17 protein-coding genes are annotated in these 14,652 nt (G+C 46.2%); 10 read left to right on the forward strand and 7 right to left on the reverse strand.

Annotation, left to right across the window (positions count from 1 at the left end; all coding sequences use genetic code 11):
* The first annotated feature begins 1 nt into the window (after position 1).
* From BST99_RS07415 to BST99_RS07430, 4 genes are read left to right on the forward strand one after another with little or no spacing between them, the layout of a single operon-like run.
* A complete protein-coding gene (locus BST99_RS07415; protein WP_105001234.1) occupies positions 2-634 on the forward strand; it encodes a phosphoribosylanthranilate isomerase in 633 nt (210 codons plus the stop codon).
* The gene (gene trpB, locus BST99_RS07420) at positions 631-1,815 is read left to right on the forward strand and encodes a tryptophan synthase subunit beta (protein WP_105001235.1); all 1,185 of its coding nucleotides are present in this window, start codon (positions 631-633) and stop codon (positions 1,813-1,815) included. The genes BST99_RS07415 and trpB overlap by 4 nt, the downstream gene beginning before the upstream one ends.
* Positions 1,816-1,836: 21 nt before the next feature.
* Positions 1,837-2,625 (forward strand): tryptophan synthase subunit alpha, encoded by a 789-nt coding sequence (trpA, locus tag BST99_RS07425; protein ID WP_105001236.1) that lies wholly within the window; start codon positions 1,837-1,839, stop codon positions 2,623-2,625.
* An 11-nt stretch (positions 2,626-2,636) separates the two neighbouring features.
* Positions 2,637-2,882, forward strand: coding sequence for a hypothetical protein (locus BST99_RS07430; protein ID WP_105001237.1), 246 nt, complete (start codon positions 2,637-2,639; stop codon positions 2,880-2,882).
* Here the strand turns inward: BST99_RS07430 and BST99_RS07435 are convergent.
* The 6 genes from BST99_RS07435 to BST99_RS07460 form a co-directional block, all read right to left on the reverse strand.
* Entirely contained in the window at positions 2,839-3,498 is a 660-nt protein-coding gene (locus tag BST99_RS07435) for a uracil-DNA glycosylase family protein (RefSeq protein WP_105001238.1), read from the reverse strand. The genes BST99_RS07430 and BST99_RS07435 overlap by 44 nt on opposite strands.
* Positions 3,499-6,957: a pyruvate carboxylase gene (locus BST99_RS07440; RefSeq protein ID WP_105001239.1), complete on the reverse strand. Its 3,459-nt coding sequence runs from the start codon at positions 6,955-6,957 to the stop codon at positions 3,499-3,501.
* A gap of 168 nt (positions 6,958-7,125) precedes the next feature.
* The gene (locus BST99_RS07445; protein ID WP_146106236.1) at positions 7,126-7,509 is read right to left on the reverse strand and encodes a hypothetical protein; all 384 of its coding nucleotides are present in this window, start codon (positions 7,507-7,509) and stop codon (positions 7,126-7,128) included.
* Positions 7,510-7,575: 66 nt separating this feature from the next.
* Entirely contained in the window at positions 7,576-8,337 is a 762-nt protein-coding gene (gene yaaA, locus BST99_RS07450) for a peroxide stress protein YaaA (RefSeq protein ID WP_105002461.1), read from the reverse strand.
* A 93-nt stretch (positions 8,338-8,430) separates the two neighbouring features.
* A complete protein-coding gene (locus tag BST99_RS07455) occupies positions 8,431-9,474 on the reverse strand; it encodes an RluA family pseudouridine synthase (protein ID WP_245916209.1) in 1,044 nt (347 codons plus the stop codon).
* Positions 9,474-10,064 carry a PASTA domain-containing protein gene (locus tag BST99_RS07460; protein ID WP_105001241.1) on the reverse strand — a complete coding sequence of 197 codons (591 nt, stop codon included), beginning with the start codon at positions 10,062-10,064 and terminating at the stop codon, positions 9,474-9,476. Before BST99_RS07460 ends, BST99_RS07455 begins: the two co-directional genes overlap by 1 nt.
* 70 nt (positions 10,065-10,134) lie before the next feature.
* Between BST99_RS07460 and BST99_RS07465 the strand changes: the two genes are divergently transcribed.
* The 6 genes from BST99_RS07465 (at position 10,135) to BST99_RS07475 (ending at position 14,042) form a co-directional block, all read left to right on the forward strand.
* The gene (locus tag BST99_RS07465; protein ID WP_105001242.1) at positions 10,135-11,112 is read left to right on the forward strand and encodes a D-alanine--D-alanine ligase; all 978 of its coding nucleotides are present in this window, start codon (positions 10,135-10,137) and stop codon (positions 11,110-11,112) included.
* A 57-nt stretch (positions 11,113-11,169) separates the two neighbouring features.
* Positions 11,170-11,625: a pantetheine-phosphate adenylyltransferase gene (gene coaD / locus BST99_RS07470; protein ID WP_105002463.1), complete on the forward strand. Its 456-nt coding sequence runs from the start codon at positions 11,170-11,172 to the stop codon at positions 11,623-11,625.
* Positions 11,626-11,746: 121 nt separating this feature from the next.
* Positions 11,747-11,992, forward strand: coding sequence for a hypothetical protein (locus BST99_RS14215; protein ID WP_146106237.1), 246 nt, complete (start codon positions 11,747-11,749; stop codon positions 11,990-11,992).
* The gene (locus tag BST99_RS14345) at positions 11,989-12,165 is read left to right on the forward strand and encodes a hypothetical protein (RefSeq protein WP_181044182.1); all 177 of its coding nucleotides are present in this window, start codon (positions 11,989-11,991) and stop codon (positions 12,163-12,165) included. Before BST99_RS14215 ends, BST99_RS14345 begins: the two co-directional genes overlap by 4 nt.
* Before the next feature lie 81 nt (positions 12,166-12,246).
* Positions 12,247-12,837 (forward strand): M14 family zinc carboxypeptidase, encoded by a 591-nt coding sequence (locus tag BST99_RS14625; RefSeq protein ID WP_245916210.1) that lies wholly within the window; start codon positions 12,247-12,249, stop codon positions 12,835-12,837.
* A gap of 29 nt (positions 12,838-12,866) precedes the next feature.
* Positions 12,867-14,042, forward strand: a complete 1,176-nt coding sequence (locus BST99_RS07475) for a M14 family metallopeptidase (protein WP_245916211.1) — start codon at positions 12,867-12,869, stop codon at positions 14,040-14,042.
* Here the strand turns inward: BST99_RS07475 and BST99_RS07480 are convergent.
* Positions 14,039-14,650 (reverse strand): NUDIX hydrolase, encoded by a 612-nt coding sequence (locus tag BST99_RS07480; protein ID WP_146106238.1) that lies wholly within the window; start codon positions 14,648-14,650, stop codon positions 14,039-14,041. The two genes, BST99_RS07475 and BST99_RS07480, sit on opposite strands and share 4 nt — an antisense overlap.
* Positions 14,651-14,652: the final 2 nt, after the last annotated feature.

Below are 14,652 nucleotides of genomic sequence, written 5' to 3' on the forward strand. Positions count from 1 at the left end.
AATGAAGTGGAAGGTCTGCGGAAATAGAGATAACCTTGAAGAAGTGGCCGGTTTGGAACCCGATTATATGGGTTTTATCTACTGGGAACTCTCCTCCCGCGCCTTGCCTGCTAAGGGGGTGGATCTCTCTGCTGTCCCCCAGCAAATCAAACGCGTGGGTGTTTTTGTTGACGAGAATGCAGAAACCATTGCTGAAATGTCCAGACGGGATCAATTGGACTTTGTACAACTACACGGAAACGAACAGCCTTCTGATGTACAAAAAATCAAAACCCTGGTTGACCTTCCCCTTATCAAGGCTTTTGCCCCTTCCCAGCATTTCGATTTTGGAACGCTGGACCAGTACACCGAGTGGGTAGATTACTTTCTTTTTGATACCAAAGGTCCTCTACCCGGTGGAAACGGATACGAATTCGATTGGAGCTTATTGGATCAATACACGGGTTCAACCCCTTATTGGTTAAGTGGCGGCATAGGATTGGAATCCATTGAAAAATTAGAAGAATTCCTGAGGCAACCGGGAGCAAAACACTGCATCGCTATAGATATCAACAGTAAGTTTGAGGATGCGCCAGGGCTTAAAAATATCAGTGCATTAAAAAAATTTAGACACGCTATAAAAGGAGAATTATGAGTACTTACCACGTAGACGAAAGAGGGTATTATGGCGACTTTGGTGGAGCCTATATCCCAGAAATGCTCTACCCCAATACGGAAGAGTTACGCACCCAGTACCTCAAGATTACGGAGGAAGCTTCCTTCAAAGAAGAATTTGATGCCCTCCTGCGGGATTATGTTGGACGCCCTACCCCCTTGTATTTTGCTGAGCGACTATCCGAAAAGTACAAGACGAAGATCTATCTTAAGCGAGAAGACCTCTGCCATACCGGAGCACACAAGGTCAACAACACCATCGGTCAAATCCTGCTGGCAAAGCGGTTAGGAAAAAATCGCATCATTGCCGAAACCGGTGCTGGACAGCACGGGGTGGCTACAGCAACAGTTTGTGCCCTTATGGGTATTGAATGTGTGGTCTATATGGGCGAAATTGACATCGCAAGACAGGCTCCCAATGTGGCTCGCATGAAACTTTTGGGTGCAGAAGTTCGACCCGCGACCTCAGGAAGTCGGACGCTCAAAGACGCAACCAACGAAGCCATTCGCGATTGGATTAACAATCCGGTGAGCACACACTATATCATAGGATCTGTGGTAGGACCTCATCCCTACCCGGATATGGTCGCCCGTTTTCAATCCGTGATTTCAGAAGAAGTCAAGGCGCAGCTTCAGGAGAAAGAAGGAAGAACTAGCCCGGACCACGTCATTGCCTGTGTAGGTGGAGGCTCAAATGCAGCTGGAATTTATTACCACTACCTCGATGTACCGGAAGTCAACATCATCGCCGTTGAAGCGGCTGGTAAAGGCATCGATAGTGGCGAAAGCGCAGCAACTTCCGCTCTTGGAAAAGAAGGCATCATTCACGGCAGCAAGACCTTGTTAATGCAGTCTCCTGATGGTCAGATCACCGAACCCTACTCCATTTCGGCCGGATTGGATTACCCGGGAGTAGGCCCCATGCACGCCCACCTCTACCGCTCTGGACGAGCGGAATTCATCTCGGTTACTGATGACGATGCTATGCAGGCGGGTCGGGAACTCTCTGCTTTGGAAGGAATAATTCCAGCCATCGAAACATCCCACGCCTTTTCCGTTTTCGATCAGAAAAAATTCGGATCTGAAGAGGTTGTGGTGGTGAACCTCTCTGGTCGCGGAGACAAAGACCTGCAAACCTATATTGATTATTTCAACCTCTAGCGCAATTCTTAAATAGCCTTCATGACTGCACAAACAAACCGTATTACAGAGCGAATGAAAGCTCCAGAAAAGGTGCTTTCCATCTACTTCACCGCTGGATATCCCGCCTTGGAAGATACCCGGACCATCTTAAAGAATCTGCAGGATTCAGGAGTTGATCTGGTCGAAATAGGGCTTCCTTTTAGTGATCCCCTAGCCGATGGGCCGACGATACAAGACAGTTCCACCCAGGCCCTGCACAATGGGATGAGTACCGCTAAACTCTTTGAGCAATTGGAAGGGGTTCGGGAAGAAATTGACATTCCCCTGGTGCTGATGGGGTACTTTAACCCGATGCTCCAATTCGGGGTGGAGGCCTTCTGCAAAAAATGCCAAGAAGTAGGCATCGATGGAATCATCATGCCAGATCTACCCGTAGACGTGTACCAGCGAGAATACCAGGAAATCTACGAGAGATACAACCTCCTGCCGATTTTCTTGATCACTCCCCAGACCCCAGAAGCTCGTATTCGAGAACTCGATGAGGCCTCCAAAGGCTTCCTGTACATGGTAAGTACCGCCAGCACAACAGGCGCAAAAAGCGGGTTTGGAGAAGAACAGTTTGACTACTTCAATCGAATTGACCAGATGGGGCTTCAAAATGAGCAGGTCGTTGGTTTCGGAATTCACGACTCCACCACCTTTGAACAAGCCACCTCAACGGCAAAAGGCGCTATTATCGGATCGGCATTCATTAAACACTTAGGCGCTCACGGACCCGAAGGCACTACTGATTTTGTTCAAGCCATACGCCCGGGCAAGCCGGCTTAAATTCCAACTGCATGAAACTCTTTAACCAGTGGCGTATCGTTCTCTTGCTCTGCCTCGCTTTGGGCTTAGCGCCTTATTCCCCGGAACCTCATCTACTCGGTAAAATTCGTTGGATTTCGGGAGGAGCGGTAGGCATGAAAGCAAGCGATTGGTTTGATGTGGTACTTCACGGATTTCCCTTCGTTTTGCTCATCCGCTTGTTGATTTTGGAAATTAAAAAAATGGGCGGTACTGGTCCACGCGGAAGTCAAGGGTAGTATAAGACGGATCCTGCTTTTTCTTTTCTTTATACAAGGCCATCGAGCCTACCGCCCTGTTAGCAGAACCCGAAGGTGCCGTCAAAGAAACCGTCTTTATCCATCGAGTACTCTTGGGCAATTGAAACCGGTATTGTCGCGGAACATTTTCGACTATTGCCTCTAAATCGATCCCTTCTTGTTTTAGTAATCGCCTTAAAAAATACTCGGGACCATTCTTGCTGTTACCACCGGTCAATAGTAGTTGATGCACTTTTTCGTACTGGTTGAGCACACCGATTAAGTCGCGCATCTCGACCTCCTGCATCCCCAAATCAGTTGCATCTATTTTTTTGCGTCGGGCCTCTCCAACAATATCGCATACCCCAATTTTTCGGCTTCTTAAAAAGTACTGTCGCTGGTCCACAGCCCAAGCCGTGTCAGCATATTCCAGGTCGAGACCGAATATTCTATCCAGAATAGGCCAAAGTTGACCATCCCGGCTACCATAACAAAAGTGCACATCCCCTTCTTTCAATTCCCCTGTGGTAAATCGAGGTGGCGGAAGGGTTCCAACGATCAACTTTTCTGTATCAGGAAAAACAAAGGGCGGATAGGGATGGGTATGCAAAAACATTTAAGCTGGCTTAACCACCAACACCAAATCCTCTCCACTGACCAAACTACCGGAATTCAAGACAACACGATCAACAACCCCGTCATCGATGGCGGTAACCGTGGTTTCCATTTTCATCGCCTCAATGACAAAAAGTGGCTGATTTCGCTTTACTTTTTGCCCTTTAGTAACCATGACATTAGAGAGTAAACCTTGCAAAGGAGAAGCAATATGTTCTGGGTTGTTGGCATCGGCGACCTCGTTCTTTTCTTCCTTAACCACAATGGACTGGTCTTTGACCTGTACATGACTCAACTGACCATTGACCTTGAAAAAAAGAGAAACCATACCGTTATCATCGGGCTCTCCGACAAGCTGGAGCTGAATCAAAATATTTTTTCCTTGCTCGATAGTCACCATGATCTCCTCGCCAATTTCCATCCCATAAAAGAAGTTCTTGGTTGGAATATTCATCACATTCCCGTATTTCAAATGATGCTCATAGGCCTGATCGAAGACCTTCGGATAAAGCTGGTAAGAAAGAAAATCATTGATCTCCAGTTTTCGTCCCATTCCCTTGCCGTACTTGCGCTTAAAGGCCTTGAATTCTTTGTCAAAATCAACGGGCTCCAAATGAGCATTCGGCCGATCGGTATAAGGGGTCTCATCTTTGAGAATAGCCTTTTGTACAGCCTCCGGAAAACCGCCTACGGGCTGACCCAGATCCCCTCTAAAGAAACTCTTTACGGATTCCGGAAAAGAAAGCTCTGCTCCTTTTCCAACAACATCTTCGACTTCCAGCCCATTGCTGATGAGGAATTGGGCCATATCGCCTACCACTTTGGAACTTGGCGTCACTTTGATAATATCGCCAAAGAGCTCGTTGACTTCTGCATACATCTTAGTGATTTCCGGAAATTTAGCTTCCAAGCCCAAGGCAATCGCCTGCCCTTTGAGGTTGGAGTATTGTCCTCCCGGTATCTCATGGGCATAGACGGCTCCGGTTCCTGCTTTTAGACCGGATTCAAAGGGAGCGTAATAGGCCCTAACATTCTCCCAATAGTCCGAATACTCGTTGAGCTTATCAGTATCTAATCGCTGCTCTCTTTCGTGAAAACGCAACATTTCAACCACCGAATTAAAATTGGGTTGGGCTGTCAAACCAGATAGACCTCCAAGAGAAAGATCCACCACATCAACCCCAGCCTCAATAGCCTTGAGGTACATTGCTGCCTGCACAGATGACGTATCGTGGGTATGTAGATGTATCGGAATAGAGACCGTGTCTTTAAGGGCACTGACGAGTTCATAGGCCGCTTGGGGCTTCAAAAGTCCAGCCATATCCTTGATTCCCAGAATATGGGCACCCGCATTCTCAATGTCTTTCGCTAATTGGGTATAGTAAGCCAGGTTGTATTTGGTCTGTTCTGGATTCAAAAGATCGCCGGTGTAGCAAAGAGATCCTTCGGCGAGTCCTCCGGTCTGGGTACGAACATACTCGATACAGGGTGCGATGGACTTCATCCAGTTGAGGGAGTCAAAAATGCGAAAAACATCCAATCCCGTCTCCCAGGCCTGAGCGACAAACCGTTCAATAAGGTTATCGGGATAAGCCTTGTAACCGACCCCATTCGAACCCCGAATCAGCATTTGAGTCAAAACATTGGGCATGGCCTGACGCAAAAGTGCTAAACGCTCCCAAGGATTTTCCCTCAAAAATCGAAGGCAAACATCAAAGGTCGCTCCACCCCAAATCTCCATACTAAAAATCTCCGGGTGATTTTTGGCAAATCCCTCCGCCACCTTCATCATATCATAGGTTCTCATCCGCGTTGCGAGCAGACTCTGATGAGCATCGCGGAAAGTTGTATCCGTAAAATGTACTTTCTTTTCAGCCTTGAGCCAGGCTGCAAAGCCTTCTGGCCCCAGTTCGGTCAGGCGGTCCTTTGTTCCTTTAGGATGGGTCGCATGCCGATCGAAATCGGGTACCACCGTCTTCGGAAAGCGGGTAGGCACCTTTTCAGGAGCGACGTCGGGATGCCCGTTTACAATGACTTCCGCTAAATAAGAAACCAGTTTATTGGCCCGGTTTCTGGATTCATGAATCTGAAATAGCCCAGGTTCATTTTGAATAAAGTTAACCGTGACTTCCCCTTGGCGGAATTGATCGTGATTCAGGATGTTAGACAAAAAAGGCATATTGGTTTTGATCCCCCGAATTCGAAATTCTGCCAATGCCCGAAGCATCTTTTTACAAGCGCCATCCAAATCGCGATCTTGGGCCGATACTTTTACCAGCATAGAATCGAAGAAAGGGGAAATACGTACTCCCTGGTAAATACTACCCGCATCTAGTCGTATACCGTAACCCGAGGCAGACCGGTAAGTTGTTACGATACCGTAGTCGGGTTTAAAGTCATTTTCAGGATCTTCCGAAGTGATTCTACATTGCAAAGCGTAGCCTTGCAAAGGAATCTCGTCCTGCTGGGGAATTTGAATCATCTCATCGTGCAAGGAATAGCCCGAAGCCACATAGATCTGGGTCTTGACCAAATCAACTTGAGTGACCATCTCGGTAACGGTGTGCTCGACCTGAATACGCGGATTTACCTCAATAAAGAAAACCTCGCCGCTCTGATCGACCAGAAACTCAACAGTTCCAATATTGTTGTAGCCAACCGCTTTACAGATCGTAATGGCATATTGAAAGAGTTCGTGCCTGGTTTTCTCGGGTAAACCATAAGAAGGGGCAAACTCGATCACTTTTTGGTAGCGGCGCTGAACGGAACAATCCCTTTCATAAAGGTGAACCATATTCCCGTGATGATCCGCGACAATTTGGACTTCGATGTGCTTGGGATTTTCGACATATTTTTCCAGAAAAACCGTGTCATCTCCAAATGCCTTGCCTGCCTCTCTTCGCGCCTCGTTATAGGCCTTTTCTAGTTCCTTGGCCGAACGAATGACCCGCATTCCTCGTCCTCCACCACCAGAAGCTGCCTTCAGCATAACAGGGAAACCAATGGCTTTTGCTTCTTGCTGGGCTACTTCGACGGATGTCAGCTCCTTTTGGCTGCTTTGAATAATTGGCACATTGCCTTCAACAGCCACCTTTTTGGCCATGATTTTATCACCTAAAGCCTTTAATACAGAAACCTTAGGACCGACAAAGATGATCCCATTGTCAGCACAGGCCTGTGCAAAACTGGCATTCTCCGATAAAAACCCATAACCGGGATGTATGGCGTCAACATCATTTTCTAGAGCAACCCGAATAATCTCGTCAATATCCAAATAGGGTTTCAGGGGATTATCTACACCTCCAATTTGGTAGCTTTCATCTGCTTTATATCGGTGCAGGGAATAACGGTCTTCATAGGTGTAAATACCAACGGTCTTCAACCCCATTTCCACACATGCTCTGCCTATCCGTATCGCGATCTCGCCTCGGTTGGCGACTAGAACTTTTTTGATCTTCAAAATCTACTGTTTTTCAACGTCTTAACTCCTGTTCAAAGCCCTATTTACTTTAAGAAAAGCATTCCTAGGACCGATAACAAACTTAGCTTTTATCGTAGGGGAAGACAAGGGCAGATCGCCAAAAACTTTAACGATTCCCTGAAAATTCGTGAAAAGAGATCTAAAAAATTAGTTGATAATGAAGTCCAATACCAATTCTCCTTCAGAATTGATAGACAAGGCATAAGTGTAAAAACCAAGAGGAAGAGTAGCCGGATATCCATCCAGCGCAGCCTCCAGGGTATAGGTTTCGCCAAGGGCTTCTACCTCGATCGTCGAAAAGAAAGGCATCTCGGCAGCGGGAACGTAATCGGAGTATCCACCAGCATTCACGTCGATGAACTCGACAAAATCGTCACCAAGACTTACCGCAGAAAACAACAGGGTGTCCTTATTCTGAACTCGGATCTGGGGAGAGGTTAGACTGTCATCACGGTCCTCCTCACAGGCCACGACAAGGGTCAATCCGATGATCATGGCAAGGACAAAAGTGAAAGGTGATAGGCGTTTCATAAGGCTTAACTTCCCTTTGTAAACGCGAACTAAGCTATATTATTGAGCTGTGGGGGTTTGTTTCGACTAACGGATAAACAAAGGCTCCATGGCTGACTTGGAGTGCTCTTCACTGTATCGGTACCCATCGAGATCAAATCCGAGTAAGTCCTCTGGAGTTTGAATCCCCTCTTCCAAAATAAAACGGGTCATTTTCCCGCGTGCCTGCTTCGCGAAGAAACTCACCATCTGAAGCTTACCATTCTTAAGTTCCCGGAAGTTGGGGGTTACTATTGGCACCTTGATCTGCTTGGCGTCCAGCACAGAAAAATATTCTTTACTGGCCAGGTTAACCAGCACATCACCCTCCCCGAACTGTTCGTTCAAATGAGCGGTTAATTTCTTCTTCCAGAACTCATACAAGTTCTTGCGGCTATTGACCCGAAGAGAGGTCCCCATTTCCAGGCGGTAGGGCTGAATAAGATCCAGGGGGCGAAGAAGCCCGTAGAGACCGGAAAGAATAAAAAGTTGATCCTGAAGGGCCTCCAATTTGTCAAGAGGAAAACTAGCCATATCCAAGCCCTGGTAAACATCCCCGTTAAAACTGTACACCGCAGGTCGGGCATTGTCCGTATTCTGTGGCCAGTTAAAATTTTGATTTCGCGCCCAATTAAGCTCCGCCAATGCGGCCGAGAGGTTCATCAACTTGGACAAGGAGCGCTGGGATTTTTTCTGCAACTCCCTACCTAAACGCTCCGCTTCCTGGGCAAAACGGGGTTCTGAATAACGATCAGTAGGCAAAGCCGTTTCCCAATCCAAAGATTTTGCGGGCGAGATTACAATTTTCATGGTCATAGTTCCTTCAGTCTTCTGCAAAAATAAGACCTATTCCGCTCTTATGAAGGCTACTTTAAGTCAACAAAGTCAATACCGAAATAAGCCCTATTGATACTGGGCGTACTTCTTCCATTTGGCAATACCTTCGGTCATATCCTCGGGAATAGTCGCTTCAAATCGCAAGAATTCCCCTGTTTTCGGATGTTCAAAGCCGAGGGTACGAGCATGCAGGGCCTGGCGGGGCAATACCTGAAAGGCATTTTCAACAAACTGCTTGTATTTGGTAAAGTGGGTTCCCTTGAGGATTTGATCTCCCCCATAGCGAGTATCGTTAAAAAGAGGGTGCCCTAAATATTTCATGTGCACCCGTATCTGGTGGGTACGTCCCGTTTCCAGGGTACAAGAAACCAAACTGACATACCTCATCCGATCGATCACTTTGTAATGGGTCACGGCTGATTTTCCCTGATCTCCTTCCGGAAAACAGGTCATCTGCAGGCGATTCTTGGGATGGCGACCAACAGCACAGTCAATCGTCCCCTGATCTTCTTCAACATCCCCCCAGACCAAAGCCCAATATTCGCGCTCACTTGTCTTTTCAAAAAACTGTCGGGCCAAGTGGGTCATCGCTTCCTCCGTTTTGGCAACCACCAATAAACCGGAAGTATCCTTATCGATCCGGTGCACTAAACCGGGTCGCTGTTGAGCGTTTCGAGGCAAATTTTCAAAATGATGCAAGAGAGCATTGACCAAGGTTCCAGAATAGTTTCCATGCCCCGGATGCACCACCATGCCGGCAGCCTTATTCACCACCAAGAGTTCATCGTCTTCATAGACTATATCTACCGGTAGATCCTCCGGGGTTAGCAGATACTCGTGTGGTGGATGAGCAAATAAAACTTGTACCAAGTCTCCCGCCTTGACCTTGTAATTCTGCTTAACCTGCTGCCCGTTTACCCATATATTACCTTGTTTAGCAGCCTGCTGGATTTTATTCCGGGTAGCGTTTTCAATAAAATTGAGGAGGTATTTATCGACCCGCAAGGGCTCCTGCCCTGCAGCCGCTGCAAACTTGAAATGCTCGTAAAGATCTTCGGCAGAAGAACCTTCCATTTCGGCAGGTCCTTCAGGCATTGATGTATCAGACATTATTGAGGGCTTTCGTCTTGAATACGGGTACTACCTGGGATGGTACCATTCCCGCAAACCAGCTCTACCTTTGAGGTCCTGGGCAACTTGGCCCCTTCTCCAATATCCTTGCCTTTGTACTTGACATAGTAAACCATGTCTTTACCTAATTGGTCGATATAGGTCACCCGTTCTACTTCCAAGCCAACGGCTCGCAATCGAGACTCGGCATTACGACGCGTAATCTGGATAATATTAGGAACAGTGACTTCTTTGTATCCTGACGGATTCACGGTAAAGTAAATCCGGCGATTCTCCTTCACCTTGGTGCCCGGAGCCGGGTTCTGGTCCAGGATGGAGAAACGAGGATACTCTGGATTGTAGTTGGAGGAATCCAATATTTTGTAGGTCAAACCAGCTTCCTCAGCAACCATCTTCATTTCTAAAGTGGACAACTTGGAAAAGTCAGGTACCTCAACGTATTCGTCGTGGTTGGTATAACTCTTCAACCAGCCTAGAACGACCCAGATCAAGACGAAGAACACCACCACCGACAAAAGAATCTGTGCAAAAAAGGCACGACTTTTTAAAAACTGAAAGAGGTTGCGCATAGCTTTCGTATGAAAGACAAATATAGAAAAACGGCCCTTTTTTAGTTATTTTGCCCGCAGTTATTCGATAATGAGAAAGAACATTGCTGTAATCATGGGCGGCTACTCCAGCGAAAGGGAGATTTCGCTCAAAAGCGGACAGGTGGCTCAAAAGTACCTGGAAGCAGCTGGGTACCGGGTTTACCCCGTTGACATCAATACCGATGATTGGGTTTACCTGAGCCCGGAAGGGAAGCAGGTACCTGTAAACCGGGGTGACTTTAGCCTGCAGCTGGAAGCACAACTCATCCACTTTGATTGCGTCTTTAATGCCATACACGGAACGCCCGGGGAGGATGGGTTGATCCAGGCCTACTTTGAATTGTTGGGAATCCCCCAAACCAGCTGTGATTCCTACACGGCTGCCCTGACCTTCAACAAACGAGATTTGCTTAGCGTTCTCAGGAGATACGGTATTCTATCTGCCCCTTCCTTTGCCATCAACAAAGGAGACGACTACGATCTGGATTCCATCATTGAGCAGGTGGGCTTACCCTGTTTTGTGAAAGCTAATCGTGCGGGGAGTAGTTTTGGGATAAGTAAAGTATACGAGAAGGAAAATCTGCCTGAAGCGATAGACCTCTCATTCAAAGAAGACAATCAAGTACTTATCGAAGCCTTTTTGGATGGAACAGAAGTCTCTGTCGGAGTAATTGAGTACGAAGGTAAACCCAGGGTTTTACCTATGACTGAAATTGTCTCTGAAAATGATTTTTTCGACTACGCTGCCAAGTACGAAGGAAAATCTCAGGAAATAACTCCGGCCAGAATTCCGGACGATCTACGCCTGAAGATCGAAAAACTGGCTGATCGAATTTACCGCTTGCTTCAAGCACAAGGCTTTTGCAGAAGTGAATTTATCATCGTCGATGACACCCCTTATTTATTGGAGGTGAACACCACCCCCGGCCTGACAGAGGAAAGTTTATTGCCTCAACAGGCCCGATGCGCCGGAATCAGTTTGGAAGATTTATTTTCTTCAGCTGTTGAAAATGCCATGGGCAAATAAAATACCCGATTAGCCGTACCTTTAACAAACGTGAATCAATGCCAACCACTTATGAGTGTGCGCAAAGCCATTTTTCCAGGTTCCTTTGATCCCCTAACGCTGGGGCATTACGATATTATCAAAAGAGGGGTTACCCTTTTTGATGAATTGGTTATTGGTATTGGGATCAATTCCGATAAGCGCTATATGTTCTCTTTGGAAGAAAGAAAGCGTTTTATTGAAGAAACCTTTCAGGACGAGCCCAAGATCACGGTGATGACTTATGAAGGCTTGACAGTAGATTTTTGCAAAGAAATCAGCGCCGATTTTATTCTAAGAGGACTTCGGAATCCAGCCGATTTTGAGTTCGAAAAAGCTATCGCCCACACCAACCGTCACCTTTCGGAAATTGAAACGGTCTTTTTGCTCACTTCCTCAGGAAAGTCGTATATCAGCTCTTCCATTGTACGAGAGGTAATCCGTCACGGAGGAGACTATACCAAGCTGGTTCCTGCGGCGGTTCGCAAACCGTAAAAGACTCATTTCGAATTATTTACAAAAGCTTTTAAGCGTTTGGCAACAATTCATTATTCTACACGAATTACCGCATTGATATTGTAAGTCCTGCTTATTATGAATCTTAAAAACCCTACGTTTGAAAACACCAACCTCTTCTACCCTTGCCCTGCATATTCGGCAGCTGCCTTCTTCAACCGCTTATTTAGACACTAATATTGATATCGTTCTTGCGTCCGATCGCTGGCACGAGCTTTTTGATACAAATCCGAGGCAAAGTAGAAAAAGTTTTATCGATGTCTTGGAATTACACGATTCCATAAGGCATAATAAGGCATTAAAATACCTTGAGAATCTTGCAATACTTCGGAAGCTTCTGAAATGACCATCAGAACCATTCCGAATAAGGAATCCACCCTACTCTTGGTTGAAGACAACGGAAAAGGTATTGATATTAAGGGATTTGGTGATAAAATATTCGACCTGTATAAAACCTTTCACCAGATGGAATACTCCGGTGGCCAAATTCGCATGTGCAGTGAAGTAAGGTATAGGTAGTTCCTTTGCACTGTATTTCCCAAGGCCCTAAAATTGGTACCTTTGTGGTTCAAACCATCGTTCAACCACAACCGTTTACCCTTGAAAAAAGCTGTTCAACTGCTGTGTACAGGATGTGTCATTCTTCTGCTCCAACAATGTAAAGAAGCCCTTGATACGGATGCCCAAAACTGGGTGACACCTTACGAAGAAAAAGGAGGAACCCAAACGCCTACTTACGAGGAGGTAATTTCCTTTTACTTGGATTTGGCCAAAGCCTTTCCCTCTATCAACGTACAAACCCTGGGCAAGACAGATAGTGGGCAACCTTTGCACTTGGTCACCTATAACCCGGACGGGAACTTCAACTTCCAGAAAATCGGCGAAGACAAAGCTCTTGTGCTGATCAACAACGGAATTCACCCGGGAGAGTCAGATGGAATTGATGCCTGTATGATGCTTATGCGTGACCTGGCTACAGGAGAAAAAGAAGTGCCCAAGAACACAGTGATCGCTTCCATCCCCATTTACAATGTTGGTGGTGCGCTTAACCGGAACAGTACGAGTCGAGTCAATCAAAATGGTCCGGCCGAATACGGATTTCGAGGAAACGCCAGAAACTATGATTTGAATCGGGATTTCATCAAGCCGACACCGAAAATGCCAAAACCTTTGCTTCTATTTTTCACCTGACCAAGCCTGATGTCTTTATTGACACACACGTGAGTAATGGAGCGGACTACCAATACGTGCTTACCCATTTATTTACACAGCATGATAAGTTGGGTGGAGAGGCAGGCTTTTACTTGAAGCAAAAATTCATTCCCACTCTGGAAGAGTCTTTGCAACAACAAGGGCACGATATCACCCCTTATGTGAATGTTTACAACAGGCCTCCGGATGAAGGTTTTAATCAGTTTTTTGATTTACCTCGTTATTCAACCGGCTACACAACGCTTTGGGGAACCCTGGGCCTTATGATTGAAACCCATATGCTAAAGCCCTATGACCAACGGGTTGAAGCGACTTATGACATGCTGTACCTCCTCGTGCAACAGGTCGATCAAGATTATGATCAAATCAAGGAGGTGCGAAGAAAAAGTGAAGAGTTCTGGCAAGCGGCTACTTACTATCCTTTAGAATGGGCAGTGGATACAAGCAGCTACAGCACCCGCTTTTTCAAAGGATACGAGGTAGACACTATTCCCAGCGCGATCACGGGTTTCCCTCGCCTGAAATACAACCAGGACCAACCCTTTACCAAAGAAATTCCCTTCTACGATCGATTTAAGTCTTCCGATAGCGTGGCCATTCCTGCCGGTTACATCATTCCCTCGACCTACCAAGACATCCTTGATCTTTTTGCGATCAACCAGGTAAAGATGTTTCCTCTGGATCAAGATAGTGTTTTGCAAGTCCATCGATACCGCATTAAAGACTACAATACCAGGCGCTCAGCCTATGAAGGGCATTATCTCCATTACGAAACCAAAGTAGCCAGTGTTCAGGAAGAAAGAAAAGCGAAGAAAGGGGATTATTGGATACCCATCGATCAAGCCGCCAAGCGGTATATACTGGAAACCTTAGAACCCTCCGCAGCAGATTCCTTTTTCAATTGGAACTATTTTGACCCCATCCTTCAACAAAAAGAAGGCTTTTCTTCCTATGTCTTTGAGGACTTAGCTCTGGAAATTTTAGATTCTGAACCTGAACTCAAAGAAGCCTTTGAAAATAAAAAGGACGAAGAAGAATCTTTTCGCAAAAACGGCTATGCCCAATTGAGATGGATCTTTCAGCATTCCATATACTATGAAGACGCTCATATGCGCTACCCCATTCTACGAGTCGAAGCCGACAGCGAAAACCTGGCCTTCCTAAAACAACTCGAATCCAACTAAACTTTGGTACTTCTTTCAGCGAGGTAATCGATGATGAGCAGACGGATATTCTGGTAGGTTTTGTCTTGCACTTTTTGAAGTTTCTTGGAGCCCATCCATCGGACGGCTGTTATCCCCTCTTTGTGCTGAGGTTCAAAAGGCCCTTTGTAATCAGAAGTCATATGGTACCAAAAGACCTCCTTTAAACGGTACTCTCCACTGCGCCTAAAAATATGGTACGTGGTTTTGGTGTAGGGACCCATTTTTAATTGTTTAATCCCCGTTTCTTCAACAACCTCTCTAAAAGCACATTCTTCTATAGTCTCTTTGGACTCCAGCTTTCCTTTAGGTAAATCCCAGAGATCATTCCTTTTTATGAAGAGCAGTTTTCCTTCTGAATTACTGACTAACCCACCCGCTGCCTGGACCACACGTATGGTTTTTTTGAGTTCTTCGAGCAAGGCATCCGGAGAGCCATAAAGGACTCCGCAATCCATTTTATGCCGGTAAAGACGGTCGATTAGCTTCAGTAATTTCTTAGGCCCTTTAACGCTAGGGGGATTCTGTCCAGAAAATGCCGGATTATCTGTTAAAACAAGAGGCATTTCATTAACAAAAACTTTATACATTT

This window comes from Aureicoccus marinus, assembly GCF_002954325.1.
In the GTDB taxonomy this organism is placed as follows: Bacteria; Bacteroidota; Bacteroidia; order Flavobacteriales; family Flavobacteriaceae; genus Aureicoccus; species Aureicoccus marinus.

Coding starts and splice junctions, on each gene's coding strand:
- BST99_RS07455 (WP_245916209.1), bottom strand. CDS start 9,474: ATGTCTGATACATCAATGCCTGAAGGACCTGCCGAAATGGAAGGTTCT.
- BST99_RS07435 (WP_105001238.1), bottom strand. CDS start 3,498: ATGTTTTTGCATACCCATCCCTATCCGCCCTTTGTTTTTCCTGATACA.
- trpA (WP_105001236.1), top strand. CDS start 1,837: ATGACTGCACAAACAAACCGTATTACAGAGCGAATGAAAGCTCCAGAA.
- BST99_RS07415 (WP_105001234.1), top strand. CDS start 2: ATGAAGTGGAAGGTCTGCGGAAATAGAGATAACCTTGAAGAAGTGGCC.
- BST99_RS07430 (WP_105001237.1), top strand. CDS start 2,637: ATGAAACTCTTTAACCAGTGGCGTATCGTTCTCTTGCTCTGCCTCGCT.
- BST99_RS07480 (WP_146106238.1), bottom strand. CDS start 14,650: ATGTATAAAGTTTTTGTTAATGAAATGCCTCTTGTTTTAACAGATAAT.
- BST99_RS07445 (WP_146106236.1), bottom strand. CDS start 7,509: ATGAAACGCCTATCACCTTTCACTTTTGTCCTTGCCATGATCATCGGA.
- BST99_RS07460 (WP_105001241.1), bottom strand. CDS start 10,064: ATGCGCAACCTCTTTCAGTTTTTAAAAAGTCGTGCCTTTTTTGCACAG.
- BST99_RS14345 (WP_181044182.1), top strand. CDS start 11,989: ATGACCATCAGAACCATTCCGAATAAGGAATCCACCCTACTCTTGGTT.
- trpB (WP_105001235.1), top strand. CDS start 631: ATGAGTACTTACCACGTAGACGAAAGAGGGTATTATGGCGACTTTGGT.
- BST99_RS07465 (WP_105001242.1), top strand. CDS start 10,135: ATGAGAAAGAACATTGCTGTAATCATGGGCGGCTACTCCAGCGAAAGG.
- yaaA (WP_105002461.1), bottom strand. CDS start 8,337: ATGAAAATTGTAATCTCGCCCGCAAAATCTTTGGATTGGGAAACGGCT.